The 17,533-nt window shown below is 65.0% G+C and carries 19 protein-coding genes; 13 read left to right on the top strand and 6 right to left on the bottom strand.

Annotated features, from left to right (window positions below; genetic code table 11):
* Positions 1 to 5 precede the first annotated feature (5 nt).
* Positions 6 to 431, top strand: coding sequence for a hypothetical protein (locus tag T8S45_RS12640; RefSeq protein WP_322293981.1), 426 nt, complete (start codon positions 6 to 8; stop codon positions 429 to 431).
* Between the two features lie 9 nt (positions 432 to 440).
* Here T8S45_RS12640 and T8S45_RS12635 read toward each other — a convergent pair whose 3' ends face one another.
* A complete protein-coding gene (locus T8S45_RS12635; protein ID WP_322293980.1) occupies positions 441 to 1,664 on the bottom strand; it encodes a polyhydroxyalkanoate depolymerase in 1,224 nt (407 codons plus the stop codon).
* A 164-nt stretch (positions 1,665 to 1,828) separates the two neighbouring features.
* Here T8S45_RS12635 and T8S45_RS12630 point away from each other — a divergent pair, with 164 nt between their 5' ends.
* The 6 genes from T8S45_RS12630 to T8S45_RS12605 all read left to right on the top strand — a co-directional run bounded on the left by T8S45_RS12630 (position 1,829) and on the right by T8S45_RS12605 (position 7,924).
* Positions 1,829 to 3,634: an ABC transporter transmembrane domain-containing protein gene (locus T8S45_RS12630; RefSeq protein ID WP_322293979.1), complete on the top strand. Its 1,806-nt coding sequence runs from the start codon at positions 1,829 to 1,831 to the stop codon at positions 3,632 to 3,634.
* 75 nt (positions 3,635 to 3,709) lie between these two features.
* Entirely contained in the window at positions 3,710 to 5,887 is a 2,178-nt protein-coding gene (locus T8S45_RS12625) for a M13 family metallopeptidase (RefSeq protein ID WP_322293978.1), read from the top strand.
* Between the two features lie 99 nt (positions 5,888 to 5,986).
* On the top strand, positions 5,987 to 6,799 hold the full coding sequence (locus T8S45_RS12620) for an undecaprenyl-diphosphate phosphatase (RefSeq protein ID WP_322293977.1): 813 nt from the start codon (positions 5,987 to 5,989) through the stop codon (positions 6,797 to 6,799).
* A gap of 84 nt (positions 6,800 to 6,883) precedes the next feature.
* Positions 6,884 to 7,141: a GlsB/YeaQ/YmgE family stress response membrane protein gene (locus T8S45_RS12615; protein WP_322293976.1), complete on the top strand. Its 258-nt coding sequence runs from the start codon at positions 6,884 to 6,886 to the stop codon at positions 7,139 to 7,141.
* Positions 7,142 to 7,217: 76 nt separating this feature from the next.
* Positions 7,218 to 7,466: a hypothetical protein gene (locus T8S45_RS12610; RefSeq protein ID WP_188640801.1), complete on the top strand. Its 249-nt coding sequence runs from the start codon at positions 7,218 to 7,220 to the stop codon at positions 7,464 to 7,466.
* A gap of 197 nt (positions 7,467 to 7,663) precedes the next feature.
* Positions 7,664 to 7,924, top strand: a complete 261-nt coding sequence (locus tag T8S45_RS12605; protein WP_188640800.1) for a hypothetical protein — start codon at positions 7,664 to 7,666, stop codon at positions 7,922 to 7,924.
* An 80-nt stretch (positions 7,925 to 8,004) separates the two neighbouring features.
* On the opposite strand, the gene phhA is transcribed toward T8S45_RS12605, so the two are convergent.
* The gene (gene phhA, locus T8S45_RS12600) at positions 8,005 to 8,943 is read right to left on the bottom strand and encodes a phenylalanine 4-monooxygenase (protein WP_188640799.1); all 939 of its coding nucleotides are present in this window, start codon (positions 8,941 to 8,943) and stop codon (positions 8,005 to 8,007) included.
* 78 nt (positions 8,944 to 9,021) lie between these two features.
* Between phhA and ppk2 the strand changes: the two genes are divergently transcribed.
* The 6 genes from ppk2 (at position 9,022) to T8S45_RS12570 (ending at position 13,489) form a co-directional block, all read left to right on the top strand.
* Positions 9,022 to 9,813 (top strand): polyphosphate kinase 2, encoded by a 792-nt coding sequence (gene ppk2 / locus T8S45_RS12595; RefSeq protein ID WP_322293975.1) that lies wholly within the window; start codon positions 9,022 to 9,024, stop codon positions 9,811 to 9,813.
* Between the two features lie 120 nt (positions 9,814 to 9,933).
* A complete protein-coding gene (gene rpmG / locus T8S45_RS12590; protein ID WP_160617284.1) occupies positions 9,934 to 10,101 on the top strand; it encodes a 50S ribosomal protein L33 in 168 nt (55 codons plus the stop codon).
* A 95-nt stretch (positions 10,102 to 10,196) separates the two neighbouring features.
* Positions 10,197 to 10,808, top strand: coding sequence for a LolA family protein (locus T8S45_RS12585; protein WP_188640797.1), 612 nt, complete (start codon positions 10,197 to 10,199; stop codon positions 10,806 to 10,808).
* 289 nt (positions 10,809 to 11,097) lie between these two features.
* Positions 11,098 to 11,895, top strand: a complete 798-nt coding sequence (xth, locus tag T8S45_RS12580) for an exodeoxyribonuclease III (protein WP_322293974.1) — start codon at positions 11,098 to 11,100, stop codon at positions 11,893 to 11,895.
* An 86-nt stretch (positions 11,896 to 11,981) separates the two neighbouring features.
* Positions 11,982 to 12,971, top strand: coding sequence for a GTP cyclohydrolase II (ribA, locus tag T8S45_RS12575; protein ID WP_322293973.1), 990 nt, complete (start codon positions 11,982 to 11,984; stop codon positions 12,969 to 12,971).
* A complete protein-coding gene (locus tag T8S45_RS12570; protein ID WP_322293972.1) occupies positions 12,968 to 13,489 on the top strand; it encodes a GNAT family N-acetyltransferase in 522 nt (173 codons plus the stop codon). Before ribA ends, T8S45_RS12570 begins: the two co-directional genes overlap by 4 nt.
* Here the strand turns inward: T8S45_RS12570 and T8S45_RS12565 are convergent, their stop codons facing one another.
* The 4 genes from T8S45_RS12565 to recQ are packed head-to-tail and all read right to left on the bottom strand — an operon-like array spanning position 13,490 to position 17,445.
* Positions 13,490 to 14,428 carry a right-handed parallel beta-helix repeat-containing protein gene (locus tag T8S45_RS12565; RefSeq protein WP_322293971.1) on the bottom strand — a complete coding sequence of 313 codons (939 nt, stop codon included), beginning with the start codon at positions 14,426 to 14,428 and terminating at the stop codon, positions 13,490 to 13,492.
* A 58-nt stretch (positions 14,429 to 14,486) separates the two neighbouring features.
* Positions 14,487 to 14,699, bottom strand: a complete 213-nt coding sequence (locus T8S45_RS12560) for a type II toxin-antitoxin system antitoxin (RefSeq protein WP_322293970.1) — start codon at positions 14,697 to 14,699, stop codon at positions 14,487 to 14,489.
* A gap of 3 nt (positions 14,700 to 14,702) precedes the next feature.
* Complete coding sequence (locus tag T8S45_RS12555; protein ID WP_322293969.1) at positions 14,703 to 15,614, bottom strand: SPFH domain-containing protein; 912 nt, start codon at positions 15,612 to 15,614, stop codon at positions 14,703 to 14,705.
* Positions 15,615 to 15,666: 52 nt separating this feature from the next.
* Positions 15,667 to 17,445 (bottom strand): DNA helicase RecQ, encoded by a 1,779-nt coding sequence (gene recQ, locus T8S45_RS12550; RefSeq protein ID WP_322293968.1) that lies wholly within the window; start codon positions 17,443 to 17,445, stop codon positions 15,667 to 15,669.
* Positions 17,446 to 17,533: the final 88 nt, after the last annotated feature.

The raw sequence follows: 17,533 nt of genomic DNA, 5'->3' as shown, positions 1-17,533 counted from the left end.
CGAGATTGAGCGAGGCCGATCGCCTCCACTGGAAATGGTTGGGCGCGCTGTTGTTGATCGTCAGCGCGCTCGACTTTTACGATCATGTCCGTCGCGACGGTGCGCCGTTCGCGGCGGCGTGGCCGCAATGGCTCGGCTTCACCATGGCCTCGACGCTGAGCCTGCTAGCGATCGCCTATGCCGCGGCCTTGGTGCTGCGGCGGCTGAAGCTGCCGACGATCGCCGCCGACACCGTGGCGTTCGGGCTGGCGGTCGCCAGCCACCTGATCGTGACCGGCCCGCTGTGGGACCGGGTTTTCTGGACCGGGCAATTGCGCTTCGATGCGGTGATGCTGCCCACCCTGATGGGCATGGCGTTCTACCTGCTCTACCGGCTCCTGTTCCACGGCGCGCAATTCGCGCTCTTGCAGCTGCGGCGGGTGGCCGGATAGCAGGCGGCCTCAGCTGCCGTGCGACACGATCCAGTCTTCCACTGCCGGAGCGATCTCGTCGCGCCAGCGCGAGCCGTTGAAGATACCGTAATGGCCGACCTTCTCGGCCATCAGGTATTTCTTCTGAGAGGCCTTCAGTCCCGGAGTCAGGTCGAGCGCGGCCTTGGTCTGGCCAAGGCCCGAGATGTCGTCGCGTTCGCCTTCGATCGCTAGGATCGCGGTGTCGGTGATCGCGCCGAGGTCGATTTTTGCGCCGCGATGGACGAATTCGCCTTTGGGCAGCGAGTGCTTCTGGAACACCTCCTCGACCGTCTGGAGGTAGAACTCGGCGGTCATGTCGCAGACCGAGCGATATTCGTCGTAGAAATCCTTGGTCCGGTCGGCGCTTTCCTGGTCGCCGACGGTGAGATGCTTGAACATCTCGTAATGGCTCATGATGTGCTGGCCGAGATTCATGCTCATGAAGCCGGCGAGCTGGAGGAAGCCCGGATAGACCCGGCGGCCCGCCCCGGCATAGCGCATGGGCACGGTGGCGATCACGGTGTTGCGGAACCATTCGATCGGGCGCTGCATTGCGAGGTCGTTGACCCCGGTCGGCGACCGACGGGTATCGATCGGGCCGCCCATCATGGTCAGCGTTTTCGGTCGGCAGGGGTGCTTTTCGGCCCCCATGATCGCGGTCGCGGCGAAAGCGGGGACCGAAGGCTGGCATACCGCCAACATGTGCGCCCCTTCGCCGATCTCCTCGAGGAATTCGTGGAGGTAGTCGATGTAATCGTCGAGATCGAAGCGGCCTTCCTCGACCGGCACTTCACGCGCATCGGCCCAGTCGGTGACGTAGACGACGCATTTCTGCATCATCCGTCTAACCGTGCCGCGCAGCAGCGTGGCGTAATGCCCGCTCATCGGCGCGACGAGCAGCAGGCGCGGCGCGTCTTCGGGCAGGCCGTCATGGCTGAAGCGCAGCAGGTCGCCGAACGGCTTGTGCAGCACTACGGCCTCGGTCGCCGGATATTCCTCGCCATCGATCGCGATCGTCTCGATATCGAAACGCGGCTTGCAATAATGGGCCGCGGCGTGCGCGAACACGTCGAGCGCGCTCGCGGTGGCCGGTACGAGCCCGGTATAGCCGTAGGGCAGGCCCGGATTGTTGAGCAGTTCGGCGGCGGCCGAGGCCCAGGCGCTCGCGCCGTTGAGCCAGGCGCGCTGCATTTCGTAAGCGGAATAAAGCAAAATTTCGTCCCTTCCACGCCCCGCAGGAATATGCGGCAGGCGGTCCCTTGCGGACCTAGGTGGCGCGTTTCGTTCCGTGTTGCAATGCAGCAGAGCACGATAGGTTGCGAAAAAGGGGGCTTCCGCCTTTTCGCAGGCGCAGCGAATGACTAGGTGAGGTCGCGATGTCCCGTTCCCCCGAAATCACGCCTAGCGAACCTCCCAAGGCGAAAAGTCTCGGCCCGCTACTGATGATCTGGCGCGCGGCGCTGAATTATCCGGGGCGGGTGGTGGTCGCCTTCCTCGCGCTGGTGACGACGGCGGCGGCGATGCTGGCGATCCCGGCCGGGTTCAAGCTGGTGATCGACGAAGGCTTCACCAATGGCGGCGATCCGGACGAGATCGCCCGCTGGTTCCGCTATCTCGGCGGGATCGTGGTGGTGCTGGCGCTCGGCACGGCGACGCGGTTCTACTTCGTTAGTTGGCTGGGCGAGCGCGTGGTCGCGGACATCCGCAAGGCGGTGCAGGACAATCTCCTGCGCCTCTCTCCCGGCTTCTTCGAGGAAAACAGCCCGCGCGAGATCTCATCGCGGATGACCGCCGATACCACGCTGATCGAACAGGTGGTCGGCACCACCGTGTCGGTCGCGCTCCGCAACGTGCTGATGGCGATCGGGGGGACGATCTATCTCTATTGGCTCGCACCCAGCCTCACGATCGGGCTGGTGATCGCGATCCCGCTGGTAGTGTTGCCTATCGTGATCTTCGCGCGGCGCGTGCGCAGCGTCTCGCGCACCAGCCAGGACCGAGTGGCCGACATCGGCTCGATGGTGTCCGAAGTGCTCGGTTCGATGAAGGTGGTACAGGCCTTCGGCCAGCAGGAGCGCGAGCAGGGCCGCTTTGCCGCCGCGGTAGAGCGCGTGTTCGATACCGCCAAGCGCCGCATCCTGCTGCGCGCGATCATGACCTCCTTGATCATCTTCTTCATCTTCGGCTCGATCACCGTGCTGATGTGGCGCGGCGCGGTGGGCGTCTCGACCGGTGCGGTTTCGGGCGGGACGATCTTTGCTTTCGTGATCACGGGCGGCTTGGTTGCCGGCGCATTCGCCGCGCTGACCGAGGTCTATGGCGACCTGCTGCGCGGCGCGGGTGCCGCCAGTCGGCTCAACGAGTTGCTCCGCGAAGAGCCGGGGATCGCCACCCCCGCGCGCCCGATCGACCTGCCGACCCCGCCGCGCGGAGCGATTGCTTTCGAAAACGTCACCTTCCGCTACCCCACCCGTCCCGAAGTAGCCGCCTTGCGCGATTTCACGCTCACCGTGTCGCCGGGCGAGACGGTCGCGCTGGTCGGCCCCTCGGGCGCGGGCAAATCGACCATCTTCCAGCTCGCCGAACGGTTCTACGATCCGCACGAGGGCACCATCAAATTGGACGGCGTGCCGCTGACCAAGGCCGATCCGCAGGAGGTGCGTGAGCGCTTCGCCTTCGTCCCGCAGGAAGGCATCCTGTTCGCCGCCAGCGCGCGCGACAATATCCGCTACGGCGCATGGGACGCCGATGACGAGGCGATCTGGGACGCCGCGCGCGCCGCGCATGCCGACGGCTTCCTGCAGGATTTGCCGCAGGGCCTCGACACCTTTCTCGGCGAAGGCGGCGCGCGGCTTTCCGGCGGTCAGCGCCAGCGCATCGCAATCGCGCGCGCGCTGCTCCGCGATGCGCCGATCCTGCTGCTCGACGAAGCCACCAGCGCACTTGATGCCGAAAGCGAACGCGCGGTTCAGCAGGCACTCGAAGCTCTGATGCAGAACCGCACCACGCTCGTCATCGCGCACCGCCTCGCCACCGTGCGCGCGGCCGACCGGATCGTGGTGATGGAGGAGGGCCGGATCGTCGAGCAGGGCACCCACGCCGAACTGTCCGACAATGGCGGGCTCTATGCGCGGCTTGCCGCCCTGCAATTCGACGAACCGCAGAACGCCATCGTCAAATAAGCGCTCGCGCTTCGACAGGGCGTGCTATCCTCCCAGCCGAGCCGCGTCCGCGGCGGGACTTCACGGGAGCACTTCATGATTAAGCATACCCTCAAGCTGAGCTGCGGCGCACTGGCGCTGGCGCTCGCCACCCCGGCACTGGCCGGCGATGTAACCACGCCCGAGGCGCTGGCGGTCGACACGCTGGTCGACGACCACAATGACGACATGGGCGCCAAGACGCCCACGATGAGCTTCGGCACCTGGGGCTTCGATCCCGCGGCGATCGACCGCTCGATCGATCCGGGCGATGATTTCTTCGGCTATGCCAACCAGAAATGGCTCGAGGCGAACCCGCTGCCCGCGCAGTACAGCCGCTTCGGCGCCTTCACCCTGCTGGGCGAGAAGTCGGTGTCCGACGTCAAGACGCTGATGGACGAGCTCTCCGCCAAGGATGCGTCCGCGCTTACCGCCGACGAGAAGCGGCTGGTCGATGCCTATAACTCCTATTTCGACACCGACGCCATCGACGCCGCCGGCCTGACGAACGCACAGACCTATCTCGACCGCATTATGGCCCCCGATACGCTCGAGGGCCTGCTGACGCTGTGGTCGACGCCGGGCTATCCCTCCCCCCTCGGCGGCGGGGTCGAGGTCGATGCGATGGAGCCCGATCGCTACTCGGTCTATATCGGGACCGGCGGGCTCGGCCTGCCCGATCGCGACTACTACCTCGACGAAAGCGAGAAGGGTGTCGGGATTCAGGAAAAGTACAAGGAGTACCTGACCTTCCTGTTCGCCGAAGCCGGTTACGAGAACCCGACGGCGACCGCAGCGGCGGTTTACGAAATGGAGGAAACCATCGCGCGAGACGTGTCCTCCGACCGCGCCGCGGCGCGGGACGTGCGGCTGATCTACAACCCGTTCACCCCGGCCGAGCTGCGCGAGCTGGCTGGCGATTTCCCGATCTCCACCATGATCGAGGCGGCCGGCTTCGGCGAGACCGATCGTTTGATCGTCACCAATCTCCGCCCGAGCCAGGAAAAGGCCGAGGCGCTGGGCCTGACCCCCGAGGTCATGGCAAAGCTTGGCAGCGGGTTCACCGGCATGCTCGGCCTGCTGCAGGGCACCCCGCTCGACACGCTCAAAGCTTGGACGATCAAGGAATTCCTGTCGAACAACGCCGCGATCCTGCCGACCCGCTTCGACCAGGCGAACTTCGCCTTCTACGGGCAGACCCTGCGCGGCACACCCGAGCAGCGCGAACGCTGGAAGCGCGCCATCGGCGAAACCGAAGGCCTCCTCGGCGAATTGCTCGGCAAGTCCTATGCCGAGCGCTATTTCCCGCCCACCAGCAAGGCCGCAATGGACGAACTGGTCGGCAATCTGCGCAAGGCCATGGCGCAGTCGATCGACGAGATCGACTGGATGGGGGAAGAGACCAAGAAGCAGGCCATGGCCAAGCTCGCCAGCTTCGACCCCAAGATCGGCTATCGCGACAATCTCGACACCTATGAAGGCCTGAACATCGAGACCGGCGATCCGATCGCCAACCGCATGGCGGCGGCGCACTGGGCCACGCGCGACAATCTCGAAAAGCTGGGCCAGCCGATCGATCGCACCGAATGGGGCATGCTGCCGCAGACCGTGAACGCCTATTACAACCCGCTGAAGAACGAAATCGTGTTCCCGGCGGGCATCCTTCAGCAGCCGTTCTTCGCCGCGAGCAACGACATCGCGGTCAATTACGGCGCGATCGGCGGTGTGATCGGCCACGAGATCGGCCACGGTTTCGACGATCAGGGCTCGCGCTTCTCCGCCACCGGAGCGCTCGAGAACTGGTGGACCGACGACGATCGCGCCGCGTTCGACAAGCTCGGCAACGCGGTGGTCGAGCAGTACAACCAGTTCTGTCCACTCGACGACGGCGAAACCTGCGTCAACGGCCAGCTCACGCTGGGCGAGAACATCGGCGACCTCGGCGGGCTGAGCCTCGCCTACCGAGCCTTCAAGATCGCCACCGAGGGCAAGGAACTGCCGGTGATCGACGGGCTGACCGGCGACCAGCGATTCTTCCTCGCCTGGGCGCAGGTGTGGCGCTCGCAGCAGCGCGAGGACAATTATCGCAATCGCCTGCGCACCGACACCCACAGCCCCGAGGAATACCGGACCAACGGTGTCGTGCGGAACATGGACGAGTGGTATGCCGCCTTCAACGTGACCCCGGAGGACGATCTCTACCTGCCCCCCGAAGAGCGCGTGCGGATCTGGTAATCCGAAGTCCCCAGACTAGGCCTCCGCGAAACCCGGTTTCGCGGAGGCTCTTTTTTCTGTACTTGACTTGCCCGGCGCTCGCGGCGAGCGCGCATGCCGATGGACAACTGGCTCACCGCAATCCTGCTCGGCATCCTCGAAGGACTGACCGAGTTCCTTCCCGTCTCCTCGACCGGGCATTTGATCCTGGCGCAGGAATTGTTCGGATACGACGCCGCGCAGTGGCGCCAGTTCAACATCGTGATCCAGCTCGGCGCGATCCTCGCGGTGGTCGTGTCCTACTGGTCACTGTTCTGGGACATGGGCACCGGCCTGCTGCGGCGCGAACGCGAGGCGGTGATGTTCACCCGCAACATCCTGCTCGGCTTCCTCCCCGCCGCGGTGATCGGGCTGCTGGCGAAGGATACGATCGACGCCATGCTCGAATCGCCGATGGTGGTCGCGGTCGCGCTGGTGGTAGGCGGGATCGCGATCCTCGTGCTCGAACGCACGATCACGCCGGGCGAAGACAAGGGCGTCGCCGCATTGCCGATGCGCACCGCGCTGATGATCGGTCTCGTCCAGTGCCTCGCAATGATTCCCGGCACGAGCCGCTCGGGCGCCACGATCCTGGGCGCACTGGCGATGGGCGTCGGACGCAAGACGGCCGCCGAATTCTCGTTTTTCCTCGCCGTTCCGACCATGCTCGGCGCGGCGACGGTCAAGATCTTCGACGACCCCGCGCTGCTCGCTGGCGAAGCCACGATCGGCTGGACCGAGATCGCGCTGGGATTCGTCGCCGCCTTCGTGGTCGCGCTGGCCGTGATCCGCGCCTTCGTCGCCTACGTCAGCCGCGCAGGATTTTCGCCCTTCGGTTGGTATCGCATCGCGATCGGCAGCCTGGCGATCCTGATTTTCATGGACGTTTTGTAAACGTCCTGCCGAATTTTTCGGAACCATGTCGGCAAAGCCCTGTTTCGGCATTGGAATGCAACAGGAACCCGTCCAAGAGAACATATGTTTGGTTTGATCGTCATCCTCCTCCTCGGTGCAACGCTGGGTTGGCTTGGTAGTGTGGTCCTCCGCCAGGAAGACCGCCGCGCGATCGGGCTCAACATAGGTCTCGGCATGGGCGGTGCCTTGTTGGCGAGCCTTTTGGTCGAAGGCACCTCGATCCTTTCGGGGGTCGGAGCTTGGGCGCTGCTCGCCGCCTTTATCGGAGCGATCGTGCTGGTCGGCGGTCATGCCGCCATCAGGCGCGAAGCTTACGATTGATCCTTTAATCGAGACCACACCTCGCCCCAGACGGATCGCGTCCGGGGCTATTCGCCAAAAACAAGGGGAAGATACCATGAAATTCACGATGAAAACCGCCATGCTCGCCACCACTGCCGCGATGGGCCTGAGCCTCGCCGCTTGCGACAGCGCCGCCGAAAACGAAGCCGAAGACGTCGTCGAGGCCGAAGAAGCTGCTGCAGACGAGCAGATCGACATGATGGAAGACACCGGCGAGATCAGCGGCGAAACCGCCGACGAGATGAAGGAAGATGTCGACCAGCAGGAAGAAGCTGCCGAGGAAGCCATCGACGAGAGCATGTAACGCCTCGATCGCAGCATCGCTGCAGAGTGAGAGGCCGGCCGGGTTCGCCCCGCGCCGGCCCTTTCATAATTGGGCGTCGCCAAGCCCCGTGCGATTGGGCAGTTCCGTCCATGCACGAAACAATTGGTTAAATATCTTACCTTGCCCGAAGCTTCCTGCTATCCGGGCGATCCCAAACAAACAAAGGGGAAGATGCCATGAAATTCACGATGAAATCCGCGATGGTTGCCTCGGTTGCCGCGATGGGCCTGAGCCTCGCCGCTTGCGACAGCGCCGCCGAAAACGAAATGGAAGCCGAAGCCGAAGCCATGGAAGACCAGGCCGACGCTGAAATCGATGCTGCCGAAGATGCCGGCATGATGACCGACGAACAGGCCGATGCGGCCGAAGACCAGGTCGAAGCCGAAGCCGACGCCATGGAAGATGCGGCCGACGACATGGACGCGACCCCCGAGTAATCGGACGCGCCATACGGCAAAGGAAAAAGCGGCGCCGGAGCGATCCGGCGCCGCTTTTTCGTGCGCGTCGGCGATCTGGGTCAGACCGGCTTGGCGCCGCTCCCGCGACCGCCGCGCAGCGTGTATTCGAGCGTCCCGCGGTTCACGACGTTGTCGATGTCGATCACGGCCGTGTTGGCATAGGTGAAACCGGGGCCGAGATTGCGATAGAGCTTCTCGAAATCGCGCTCGACCGTCTGGTGGTAGAGGTCCTCGAAGCTGTCGATCACGAAATAGGTCGGTTGCAGGTCGCTGATGACGTAATCGGTCCGCATCACCCGGTCGACGTTGAGCATGATTCGGTTCGGGCTTTCGGCCTCGACCGCATAGACCGCTTCGGTCGGGCCCGACAGGATCCCCGCACCATAGGCGCGCAGGCCGACATCTTCCTGGATCAGCCCGAATTCGACCGTGTACCAGTAGAGTGCACCGAGCGCCTTCAGGCGGTTGTATTCCATAGCCCTCCAGCCGGCGCGGCCGTATTCCTGCATGTAATCGGCGAACACCGGATCGGTGAGCATCGGCACGTGGCCGAACACGTCGTGGAAGACGTCGGGCTCCTGGATGTAGTCGAAGGTCTCGCGGGTGCGGATGAAGTTGCCCGCCGGGAAGCGGCGATTGGCGAGGTGCCAGAAGAACACGTGATCGGGGATCAGCATCGGCACGGGCACCACGCTCCAGCCGGTCATTGCGCCGAGTTCCTCTGACAACTGCCCGAAATCGGGCACCCCGCCGCGACCGAGATCGAGCTTCTCGGTGCCTTCGAGGAACGCGGTCGCAGCGCGCCCGGGCAGGATCTCCATCTGGCGCTTGAACAGGTCGTCCCAGATCGCATCGTCTTCCGAATCGTATTCGGTCTGCTTGGGCTCGAGCCAGTCCTCGCCGACGTGTTCGGGCCGCTTCAACGGCGCGGTGAAGACGTCCGCCGGCATATCCGGCAGCGTCGTAAAGTCGGTTTCCTCTTTCGCGAGTGTGGCCATATCCAGTTCTTCCTCTACCGTTGCGACTCTGCCGCGGGGGTGGTCGCTCATTGCCTATCTAGGGATTGGGAGCCGAAAATGAAACGCAAGGTCTACGATGCCGCGATGGCGCCGATGCGCGAGGAACTGGTGGCGATGGCGCGCTGGGTGCAGGCCAAGGGCGCGCGGGTGGTGGTGGTTTTCGAGGGTCGCGACACCGCGGGCAAGGGGGGCGCGATCCGTGCGGTATCGGAGACGCTCAACCCGCGAGCCTGCCGAACCGTCGCGCTGTCGAAGCCGTCGGAGCGCGAATCGGGCCAGTGGTATTTCCAGCGCTATGTCGAGCACCTGCCAACGGCGGGCGAGATCGTGCTGCTCGACCGCAGTTGGTACAATCGCGCGGGCGTAGAGCGCGTCATGGGTTTTGCCGACGAGGCCGAGGTGGCAGCCTTCCTCGATCAGGTCCCGGCGTTCGAGAAGATGCTCGTCGATGATGGCATCATGCTGTTCAAATACTGGCTCGCGACCGATCAGGACAAGCAGGAGGAGCGCTTGCGCGAGCGGCTCGACGATCCACTCAAGCGCTGGAAGCTTTCGCCGATCGATCTCGCCGCGCGCGACCTCTACGACGCATACACCGCAGCGCGCGAAGCGATGCTTGAGGCAAGCCACACGCCGCATGCCCCGTGGACGTTGGTCGATTTCAACGACCAGAAGCTCGGGCGGCTCACACTGGTGCGCGACCTGCTCGATCGGCTGCCCGATACCCGAATCGATCCAGCGCCGCTCGATTTCCCGCCGCTCGACTCACCGCCGGCCCGCGAGACCTATGGTATCCTGGCACCGCTCGCCCCCTATCGGGTCGAATCCAGCGGGCGCGATCGTGCTTGACTTTTCGCGCCCGGAGGCTAATTGTCGCGCCCGTAACGGGCGGTACGGCGACGTGCCGCTCGCATTGTTTGAGCGGGCCCGCCAGCCGGTCCGACCCATCTCACCGTAGGAACCAAGGCCATGGCCAAGCCCGCAACCGTCAAGATCCGGCTCGTTTCGACCGCCGATACCGGCTTCTTCTACGTCACGAAGAAGAACCCGCGCAATCACACGGAAAAGTTCACTTTCCGCAAGTACGACCCGATTGCGAAGAAGCACGTCGAGTTCAAGGAAGCCAAGATCAAGTGATCTTGCTGAACTGCCGGGAACACGGCAGTTCACTATCGGTTCAAGGCGCATCACCTAACAAGAGTGCCATGATGAACCGTACTTTCCGCAAACCTATGTTTGCCCTCGCTCTCGGCGCGGCGGCCCTGCCGCTCGCCGCGACCGTTCCCATGCCCGCCGCCAGTGCCCAGGCACAGGCCGGCGATATCGACCAGGTCGTGAAGGCATTGCGCGGTATCGGCACGATGACCGCGAATTTCACCCAGACCGATCGCAACGGTCAGTCCTTTTCGGGCAAGCTGACACTGAAGCGCCCGGGCAAGATCCGCTTCCAGTACGAAAAGGGCGTGCCGCTGCTCGTCGTCTCCGACGGCAAGGCGCTGACCTTCGTCGATTACGAGGTCGCGCAGGTCCAGCGCTACCCGATCGGCAATTCGCCGCTGGGTGCGCTGCTCGATCCGAATCGCGACGTGAAGCGCTACGGCAAGCTGCTGCCGACCGGCGATCCCAATGTCGTGAGTGTCGAGGTGCGCGATCCGAAGAAGCCCGAGTTCGGGGTCATCACGCTGATCTTCCGCCGCGATTCGGGCGCACCGGGCGGGCTCGAACTGGCCGGCTGGGTCGCGCTCGATGCGCAGAACACCCGCACCACCGTGCGACTCTCCGGTCATCGCTACGGAATGAGCGTGTCGAACAACACGTTCCGCTATCGCGATCCGCGCAAATAATCGTCTCGTCGCTGAGACGAAACGGAATGGCCGGCAACCGTTCATTCCCTGCGACGAATACGTGCAGTTACGTTCGAATTGTTCAGTTGGCAGCAACGTCCGTAAGGTAGATTGAACGCAGATCGGCTCGATGGGAGACGGGTTTCCCCCCTGTTGCCCTGTCACCCTCAAGTCGGGCCGGTTTTGCGTGACCAACGCAACATGGAACCCTCGTCCCAATGCCCCCGGGACGGGGGTTTTTTGTGTCTGGTGGTTGTGAGCGGTCAGCGCCGCACCTATCACCCCATGCATGCTTTCGATCGCCACCTGGAACATCAATTCCGTCCGCCTGCGTATGCCCATCGTCGAGCGCTTCCTGAAGGAGCAGGCGCCCGACGTGCTGTGCCTGCAGGAGATCAAGTGCCAGGAGCACCAGTTCCCCTACGAGGCGTTCCAGGCACTCGGTTACGAGCACTTCGCCATCCACGGGCAGAAGGGTTATCACGGCGTCGCGACGGTCGGGAAAGTGCCGTTCCGCGATTTCTCGAAGCATGACTGGCAGGACAATGGCGAAGCGCGCCACATCGGCATCGAGCTGACTGATCCCGTGCATCAGGGCATGGTGGTCGAGAACGTCTACGTGCCCGCCGGCGGCGACGTCCCCGATCGCGAGCAGAACGTGAAATTCGGCCAGAAGCTCGATTTCTTCGAGCGTATGACCCGCTGGGCCGACAAGGTCGACCGGCCGACGCTGATCGTCGGGGATTTCAACATCGCCCCGCTCGAAAGCGACGTGTGGAGCCACAAGCAGCTGCTCAAGGTCGTCAGCCACACCCCGATCGAGGTCGAGACGCTGCAGCGCTTCATGGATGCGCATGGGTGGAACGATATAGGGCGCCAGCACATCCCCGATCCCGAACGCTATTATTCGTGGTGGAGCTATCGTTCGAAGGACTGGAAGGCGAACGATCGCGGACGGCGGCTCGACCATATGTGGGCCTCGCCCGAACTGGCACGGCAGGCGACCGGCCATTCGGTGCACGAATATGCACGTGACTGGGAGAAACCCTCCGACCACGTGCCGCTGATCACGGAATTCGAGCTCTGAGCGAGGAGCCGACGCCTGGGCCTTCTCCGGCCCGTCGGGCCGCGCAGGCGGTCGATGCGCTGCGCCATGGCTGGCCGATACGCTTTGTGGGCGGCCCGACACTGCTTCCTGCCGAAACCGCCATTGCGAGCGAGGCGCGCGCCGGACGATTGCTGATCTCCTCGGCGCGCGCGGTGACGCTCAAGCTCGCCAACCAGCGCGAGGCGGCGACACCCGATGCGCCGGTGCTGCTCCACGGGGCCGAGCCCTTCACGCTGGCCGATGCCCGTGCGGCCGCCGATCCGGCGCTCGATCTCGCCCATCCGCTCAAGGGTCCGTTCCGCGCCGATCGGCTAGATTGGCAGGCCGAGGCGCAGGCAGCCCTCGAACTGGCGCGCATCGCCGGGATCCTGCCCGCCTTCATGGTCGATCCGGACAATCCAGGCGAGGCGCAGTCGATCGAAACGGGCGATTTGGCAACCCTGCAATCGGGCCACGGCCTGAGGATCGTCACCCGCGCCCGCCTGCCAGTCGCCGCCGCCCTCGATGCCGAGATCGTGGCCTTCCGCAGCACCGACGACCTGCGCGAGCATGTCGCGCTCGTCATCGGAGAACGACGGGCGGACCGACCGCCGCTCGTCCGGCTGCATTCCGAATGTCTGACCGGCGACGTACTCGGCTCACTCAAATGCGATTGCGGGCCGCAATTGGACGGCGCGCTCGCGCAGATGGCCCATGAAGCCGATAGCGGCGGCTGGGGCGTGCTGCTCTACCTGCGCCAGGAAGGGCGCGGCATCGGGCTCGTCAACAAGCTGCGTGCCTATCGCCTGCAGGACCAGGGCCACGACACGGTCGATGCCAACCAGCGACTCGGCCTGCCCGACGAGGCACGCGATTTTCACACCGCCGCGCGCATGCTCGCACTGCTCGATATCGCTGACTTGCGGCTGCTGACCAACAATCCGCGCAAGGTCGCCGCACTCGAGGCGCAGGGCTTGTCCGTGAGCGAGCGCGTACCGCATGCCCCGGGCGCCAACCCGCAGAATGCGCGCTATCTTGCCACCAAGCGCGACCGATCGGGACACTTGCTGCCATGACCGCCATCACCATCCGCCCCGAACGGGGCTCGGACCAATCGGCAATCCATGCGCTGACCGAGGCCGCCTTCCTCGGCATGCCTTTCGCCGATGGCAACGAGGCCGATCTCGTCGACAATTTGCGCGCCGATGGCGACCTGACGCTGTCGCTGGTGGCCGAAGACGGCGAACGGATCGTCGGCCATGTCGCGATCTCTCCGGTGACGATCGAGGGTGGTGCACGAAGGGAGTATGGCGACTGGTACGGTCTCGGACCGGTTTCGGTGCTGCCCGAGTGCCAGCGCGAGGGGATCGGCAGCCAGCTGATCAAGCGCGCGATCGCAGACCTGCGACTGCGCGGCGGGAACGGCGTGGTGCTGCTCGGCGATCCGGATTTCTACGGGCGGTTCGGGTTCGAGCACGATCCCGCGCTGACCTATCCCGGTCCGCCGGCGGAGTATTTCCAGCGCATGGTCCTCGACGGATCGCCGCCTAAGGGCCGCGTCCGTTACGCCAGGGCGTTCGGCGCGCCGGGTTGATCAGCGCTGGTCGAAGCGCACGATTCCGCGCGCGAGGTCGTTGTTGCGGATGGTGAAGCGCTCGCCGGTCCAGCTGGCAACGAAATGGGTGTTGCGCGCGAGGCCGGGCACGAAGCGCGCGGTGTTGTTCTCGATCACGAGACCCTCGCTCGCATTCGAACCGCCCTCGGCCGCGACTGCGATGAAGGCCGACCAGTTTTCCTTGTTCGACCCCTGCACGAACCAGTTGTTCGCGATGCGACCCACGGCTCCGGCGGGCAAATCGACCATGTAGTTGGTGGCTTGTCCCCTGGCATCGTCGAACGAGCTGTCGCGCAGGTCGATCCGCGCGGCGCGCGATTTGACGTAGTGCCCGCCGCGCCCCTCCTCGAACCTGGAGCGCGTGACGGTCAGGCTGCCATAATCGCCGATATAGATCGAATGCGCGCAACCGGCCGAATTCTCGCAGGTGCCGAGCCGGGAGAAGGTCGACTTGTCGATCACGATATCGCCGTTCGCGTCGTTGGCGGTGAGGATGCCCTGCTGGCTGTCGCGGAACCAGCTCTGCGAGACGAACAGGTCTCCCGTCTCGAGCCGGATCCCCGCACCGTTGCCGTCGCCGACGCGAATGTTCGAGAAGACGAGACCCTCGATGCGCGAGGACTGTCCGCGCAGCACCAGCGCCGCCTTGCCTTCGCAGGCGATGCCGGAAAAGCGCGCTTCGCCCGGCTGCGCGGCGCGGAAGGTGACCGAGCCGCGCTGCTGCACCGCGCAGTTGCGGTGAACGCCCGGCGCGATCAGGATCGTGCCCGTCGGCAGCGCTTCGGCCTCGTAGACCGCGGCCTGGAGGTTGGAATGCGAATTGCCCGTCTCGGCCACGGTGAACGGGCCGGAGGATTGCGCAGCGGCAGCCGCCGAAGACAGCAGGACGGCGGCGGTCAGGATGGTCGCGTGCTTCATGCCTCCGGAGTAACCCGTCCTGCCCGACCTGCGAAGGCCCTTGCCGACCACCGTCCCATTACGAACCCTTGGGCGGGCGGCCGCGCTGAGGCGGCTCGGGCTTGGGCACGTCGATCCCGCGTTTCGCCAGCGCTTCCCTCAGCAGCATTTCGATCTGGGCGTTGACCGAGCGCAATTCGGCCGCTGCGGCCCGCTCCAGCGCCGCGTGGAGCGCCGGATCGAGCCGGAGGGCGAAAGCCTTCTTGGCTTGCTTGGTCGGCTTGCGGGCCATGGTTTACTGGTAGAGCGTGCCCGCATTGACGACCGGGTGCGCTTCCTTCTCGCCGCACAGCACGACCATCAGGTTGGACACCATCGCGGCGCGGCGTTCATCGTCCATCTCGACGATCCCGTCCTGCGACAGCTTCTTGAGCGCGTCCTCGACCATGCCCACCGCGCCCAACACGATCTTGGCGCGTGCGGCGATGATCGCGTCGGCCTGCTGGCGCTTGAGCATCGCGCTGGCGATTTCCGAGGCATAGGCGAGGTGGGTCAGGCCCGCTTCGTCGACCACGATCCCGGCGACCTTGAGCCGGTCGTTGAGCTCCTCGAGCAATTCCTGGTTCACGACGTCGCCGCCCGAACGCAGCGTCACTTCCTCGCCTTCGAAATCGTCATAGGGATGGCGCGAACCGACCGTGCGCAGCCCGGCCTCGATCTGGATGTTCACGAACTCCTTGTAATCGTCGACGTCGAAGCTCGCCTGCGCAGTATCGGCGACCCGCCACACCACGTTGCAGGCGATCTCGATCGGGTTGCCGCGCAGATCGTTGATCTTGACCCGGTCCGAATGGATGTTGTTGGCGCGCGCGGAGATCTTCTTGCGCATCATCCACGGCCACACCCAGCGCAGGCCCTCGGTCCGCTCGGTCCCGCGATATTCGCCGAACAGCGTGATCACCGCCGCCTGGTTGGGCTGGATCATGAAGAAGCCGACGAGGATGAAGATCGGGCCGATCAGAAGCCCCACCAGCGAGGCGACGAAGGTGATCTTCTCCGCCTTGCTCATCCCGTCTTCGGGGAGGTTCTGGAAGAAGCCCCACAGCGCCAGCCCCGTCACCACCACGAAGAGCAGCAACATCACGTAACCGTTGTAACTCGTCGCGTCGCGCTCGACGCTCTTGTTCATTGCCCGAATCATGTTCATGCCCCTTTCGATATAATTATGATATCATATTTATATCAAATGAGGCGCTCCGTCAATATTGGCGGATCACCGCGAGGAACGCATCGCCAAAGGCCTCGAGTTTCTTCGCCCCGACCCCGCTGACCTCGCCCATCTCGGCGCGGCTGGCGGGGCGGCGCGCGGCGAATTCGCGCAAGGTGGCATCGTGGAAGATGACGTAGGGCGGAACCTTGCCCTCCTCAGCCAGTTCGCGGCGGAGTTCGCGCAGCGCGTCGAACAGCGGATCGCCGACCGGGTTGGGGGAGCTGTCACGCCCGGAGCGTCCTTGCCGCCGGCGCTGCTTCTTGGGGGGCAGAACGAGATCGAGTTCGCGCTCGCCCTTGAGATAGGCGCGCGCCTCTCCGCCGAGCATCATTCCGCCATGTTCGGTCGGGAGCAGTGCCCCGCGCACCATCAGCGCGCGCCGCACCGGCTTCAGCAGCAGCGCTTCCTCGCCCTCGACGATCCCGAACACCGAAAGGCTGTCATGGCCGTTCTTTTCCGCCCGGTCGGAGGACTGCCCGGTCAGGATACCCTCGACATAGCCCGCGCCGAACATCTGCCGTGTGCGCGCGACGGCGGAGAGGTATTTCTGGGCGACGACGGTGGCGTCGATCGACTTGGGCGGATCGCAGCAATTGTCGCAATTGCCGCAGGTTTCGGGCGGGTCTTCGCCGAAATGCCTGAGCAGCACCGCGCGGCGGCAGCCCGCGGTCTCGACCAGCGCGCCGAGCGCATCGAGCCGTGCGCGTTCGCCCGCCTGGCGTCCGGCATCGACCTCGGCCACCCGCATCCGCGCGCGGGCGAAATCGTCGGCACCCCAGAACAGTTGCGCCTGCGCCGGGTCGCCATCGCGTCCCGCGCGCCCGGTTTCCTGGTAATAGGCCTCGATCGACTTGGGCAGGCCGGCATGCGCGACGAAGCGCACGTCGGGCTTGTCGATCCCCATCCCGAAGGCGACCGTCGCGACCATCACCATGTTCTCGCTTGCCACGAACGCCGCCTGGTTCGCGGCGCGGACATCGGGCGGCAGCCCGGCATGGTAGCAACGCACCTCGCGCCCGGTGGTCGAGAGCTTTTCCGCCAGCCGCTCTGTCGCGGCGCGGGTGGGGGCGTAGATGATCCCTGGCCCCGGCTCGCTGTCGAGCAGCGCCTGCAATTGCCGCCCGACCGAATCGCGCGGGTGGATCGCGTAACGGATATTGGGCCGGTCGAACCCGGCGACCACCATCCCCTCCTCGGGAATCCCGAGCTGGGTCAGGATATCGGTGCGGGTATGCGCATCGGCGGTCGCGGTGAGCGCGAGCCGCGGCACGTCGGGAAAGGCGTCCATCATCGGACGCAGCAGGCGATAGTCCGGACGGAAGTCGTGCCCCCATTCGGACACGCAATGCGCCTCGTCGATCGCGAACAGCGCGATGCGGGCGCTCGTGAGCAGCTCGCGGAAGCCCTGCTGGCTGGCGCGTTCGGGCGCGACGTAGAGCAGGTCGAGCGCGCCGCTGCGGAACGCGTCGAGCGTCTCGCGCCAGTCGGCGTCGGCGCTGGTGAGTGTCGCTGCGCGGATCCCACTGGCCCGCGCCGCGCGCAGCTGGTCGTGCATCAGAGCGATCAGCGGCGATACGACCACGCAGGTGCCCTCGAGTTCGATCGCCGGGAGCTGGTAGCACAGCGACTTGCCGGCGCCGGTGGGCATCACGGCAAGCGTCGAGCGCCGATCGAGCACGCGCTCGACGACCTCTTCCTGCCGCCCCCGGAAGTCGGCGAAGCCGAACATCGATTTGAGCGTCGCGCGCGCCGCGTCGAGCGGAGCCATGGACCGGGTGTTACACTGTCCTGGGGACGAATCTTCCGGGGGTGATGGCGACGCAGACATGCGGCGCGTCATGACAGAGGCGAGAGGG

This window comes from Pseudoblastomonas marina, assembly GCF_034374265.1.
GTDB classification, from domain to species: domain Bacteria; phylum Pseudomonadota; class Alphaproteobacteria; order Sphingomonadales; family Sphingomonadaceae; genus Alteriqipengyuania_A; species Alteriqipengyuania_A marina.
Note: the sequence above shows the minus strand (reverse complement) of the source record. Positions and strands in the feature narration are given on the sequence as shown.